Origin of the sequence: Bacillus sp. JJ1521, assembly GCF_036965165.1 — a bacterium.
Taxonomy (GTDB): domain Bacteria; phylum Bacillota; class Bacilli; order Bacillales; family Bacillaceae_L; genus Ferdinandcohnia.
The window spans coordinates 15,708-19,509 of record NZ_JBALOX010000096.1 but is presented as its reverse complement, the minus strand read 5'-3'; the positions used below and the strand labels follow the sequence as shown (position 1 = coordinate 19,509).

The 3,802-nt window shown below is 31.7% G+C and carries 3 protein-coding genes and 2 pseudogenes; all 5 read left to right on the top strand.

Annotated features, from left to right (window positions below):
* Positions 1 to 455 (top strand): annotated as a pseudogene (locus V7147_RS14255) (6-hydroxymethylpterin diphosphokinase MptE-like protein); the annotation flags it as partial.
* 47 nt (positions 456 to 502) lie between these two features.
* Positions 503 to 1,360: a 6-hydroxymethylpterin diphosphokinase MptE-like protein gene (locus V7147_RS14250; protein WP_335368514.1), complete on the top strand. Its 858-nt coding sequence runs from the start codon at positions 503 to 505 to the stop codon at positions 1,358 to 1,360.
* A 66-nt stretch (positions 1,361 to 1,426) separates the two neighbouring features.
* Positions 1,427 to 2,563, top strand: coding sequence for a GNAT family N-acetyltransferase (locus V7147_RS14245; RefSeq protein ID WP_335368513.1), 1,137 nt, complete (start codon positions 1,427 to 1,429; stop codon positions 2,561 to 2,563).
* 117 nt (positions 2,564 to 2,680) lie between these two features.
* On the top strand, positions 2,681 to 3,346 hold the full coding sequence (locus V7147_RS14240) for an acylneuraminate cytidylyltransferase family protein (RefSeq protein WP_335368512.1): 666 nt from the start codon (positions 2,681 to 2,683) through the stop codon (positions 3,344 to 3,346).
* 20 nt (positions 3,347 to 3,366) lie between these two features.
* Positions 3,367 to 3,802, top strand: a pseudogene (locus V7147_RS14235) (3-deoxy-8-phosphooctulonate synthase); the annotation flags it as partial.

The following is a 3,802-nucleotide window of genomic DNA, read 5'->3' as shown; positions in this document are numbered from 1 at the left end:
TCCAATGTAAATTCATAGGAGATACAATATCAATACCAAAAATTAACACAAACGATTATATTTTCCCTTTGAATTTACTTAATCATTCAATGTCACACAAAAGGTACAAAACAAAATTTAGCGGTGATGCATTTGCCGGAGTTTATGATGGATATTCAATTACGTATTCTCTAATTCAAATAGCGGTTTATATGGGTTTTAAGGAAATTTATTTGCTCGGTGTGGATTGTAATTACCCTAAGAATATGAACCATCACTTTAAAGAGTATGGTCATGTAGATCCGACTTTTTTATCAGCCAGGGACAAAATGATAAGCGCCTTTAATGAAGCAAGAAAATATGCCAATCGTAATAATATTAAAATTTATAATGCGACAAGAGGAGGAATGCTCGAAGTATTTGAAAGAGTTGATCTTGATGAAGTGTTATTACCGGAACCCCACCATATTTTTTAAAAAAACTGTCTTGACAATGGGGTCCACCATAAAAAGAGGTGACAAATGTGAGTATTAGGGAACTTTTAAAAAGTAATAGACAAATTTACAAATTAGCAATTCAAATTGGAGAAATGCAATATTTAATAAAGAGGTATGTGAGAGCATATTTGGTTGCTAATATGACTTTTAATATAAAGAGGTTTTTAAGGGTTCATAATTTTACGAAGAATAATCCATATGAAAACTTAAAAGGTCTAAAAAATAAGCATAAAGGGGAGCGGTGTTTTATTGTAGCAACAGGGCCAAGCTTAACCATTGAAGATCTCGAAAAGTTAAGAAACGAAACGACTATAAGTATGAATTCCATATGTTTAGCCTTTGAGGACACGGATTGGCGGCCGACCTATTATGGCATTCAAGATGAGAATGTATACAAAAGGATGGAAAAATATATCGAAGAGTTGGATTGTGAGGGCAAGTTCTTAAGTCAGTCAATTTTAGAGCAACTTAAAATAAAAATGCCGGATGATTATTATATTTTCCCACTTTATTTTCTAAAACAAAAGGTTCAAAAAAAACGATACCATACAAAATTTAGTAATGATATTTTTTCTGTTGTTTATAGTGGTTATACAATCACATATTGTTTATTACAAATTGCTGCTTATATGGGGTTTAAAGAAATATACTTATTGGGTACGGATTGTCATTATTCAAGTAATATGAGGCATCATTTTAAAGACTACGACTATGTTGATAGTACATTTGCTTCTGCGGGCGATATGATGACTGGTGCCTACCGGGTTGCCAAGGAATATGCAGATCAAAATAATATTAAAATTTATAATGCAACACGTGGAGGAAGACTCGAAGTTTTTAAAAGGGTAGATTTAGATGAAGTTTTAATGAATAAGACTAAATAAAACAGATCAACACCCAGTGTTGAAGTACCTAAAATTAACAAATGATGCATTAAAAATGAGGTGGAAATGTTGCAGGTAGTAATACACAAACAAATAGATTCACTTTTTGAGATTATGCCAGAGTGGGAAGAGTTAAAGTCTGGATTTCACGATATAACTGCTTTTCAAGATATAAGTTGGTTGAAAAGTTGTTTGAAATATGAAAGTAAACAAAAAGATATTAATCCTTATATTATTGAAGTAAGAGATCAAAATCAAACAATTGGAATCATTCCTCTTCATTTGGTTCAAGAAACTTACGCAAGAATACCTTTCCGGATATTAAAGCCTATAGGTACCAGGGTTTCAGATTATTTAATTCCAGTATTATCTAAGGATTATTGCCCCCAAAAGATTCTTTCAATTGCAATGAAAGAAATATATAAAGACAAAGCTAGTTGGGATTGTATAAATTGGGGTTCTGTACCAGAAAATTCAATATTTGATTCAGTTTTGAATATGAATATAATGAAAGATTTTTCGTCGGTTGAAAGAAACAAAACCTATTTGTGTCCATTTTTAATTTTAGATAAGGATATCGAAAAGGTAGACAATTCAATTAGTAAAAAGTTTTTGAAGGGTGTTCGCTATTATGAAAGAAAGTTAAATAGAGAGGGAGTACTTAAATATACAAAGGTTGTATCAGAGAACGAGATTGAACCAGTAATGAATAAGCTTTTTGAATTACATTGTGAAAAATGGGGGGAGACTGACACCCCAAGTGCATATAGGTTTGAAGAAGAGCGAATGTTTGTTTTAACAGCAGCAAAAAGTCTTTTTGAAAGAAACTTACTACATCTATCATATTTAAGTCATAATGATGAAATTGCTGCAGTTGAATTTGGTATGGCAGACGGAGTAAGGAGATACCTTTACCTTGGAACGTATAATATTAAATTTAGAAAATATCCAATCGCCCATATTCTATTGTATAAACTAATTATTGAGGCCTGTAATGAAGGTTACGAAATTATGGATTTTATGAGAGGGAACGAGCCTTACAAACAAAGGGTTGCTACAAACTTAAACCACATTATTGAATATGTTTTTTATAATAATTCTGCAAAATCTTTATTATTTAGAAGTATTAATCATGCAAACACCAATAAATACTTTCATTTATTTATGGAAAAGATCAGTAATCATTCGAATCAATTACGTTAATTAAGGGAGAAATTTGTATTATTAAATAGTCTTAAGTAATGAGGTTGTTTTTATTTTTTACACGGACGTTCGTTAAAGTGAATGAGGAGATCCATTATAAAATAATGAGGTGAAATAATGAAAAATAAAGTAACCGCTTTTGTTCCTATTAAACTAAATAGCCAAAGGTTACCAAATAAAAATATCCTTCCATTAGGAGATTACTCTTTAAGTTGGTATGTTTTTGAGAGTTTATTGAAAATCGAAAAGGTTGACGAAGTTATTGTTTATTGTAGCAATGATAAAGTCATGAATTATTTACCATCAGGTGTGAAGTTTTTATATCGTGATCCCTATCTGGATGGAAATTTAGTAAAAGGCAATGAAATCTATGAATCTTTTATTAATACAGTTGATAGTGATATATATATATTAGCACACACGACTTCTCCATTCATCACTTATACTTCAATCGAAAATGCGCTAGCAAATGTTTTAAGTGAAGAATACGATTCTGCTTTAAGCGTTCAGAAAAAGCAAACCTTTGCATGGTATAAAGGAAATACACTTAATTATGAATGTAATGATGTTCCAAGGACTCAAGATGTTGAGCCCGTATTCATCGAGACGAGTGGATTTTATATTTTTCAAAAGGAACACTTTCTATTGCATAGAAGAAGGGTTGGATTTAATCCATATTTTCAAGAATTAGATGATATTGAGGCAATCGATATAGATACAAAAGAGGATTACGAATTTGCGGTACAGATTATGGATACGAAGCAACAGACATTAAAAATCTGAATGCCATGGAGATGAAGCTAATGGAAAAGGAAGTTGTGTTACGAGATGATATTGTGTTTGGCGGTAAACGCCCATTCGTTTTAATAGCAGGTCCCTGCATGATCGAAAGCGAGAAATTAGTAATGGAAGTAGCAGAACATATTAATGAGATTACAAAAAAACTTTGTGTACCCTTTGTTTTTAAGGGTTCCTTTGACAAAGCTAACCGCTCTTCGATTTATTCGGAAAGAGGTCCTGGGATTAAAATAGGGATGGAAATATTAGAAAAGGTTAAAAGGGATTTAAATATCCCCGTAACGACTGATATTCATGAGGCGCATCAAGCGGAAATTGTTGCTGGAATTGTTGATATTATTCAAATTCCAGCTTTTTTATGTAGACAAACGGACCTTTTAGTTAGTGCTGCAAAAACGAATAGGATCATTAACATAAAAAAAGGACAATTTTTAGCTCCAT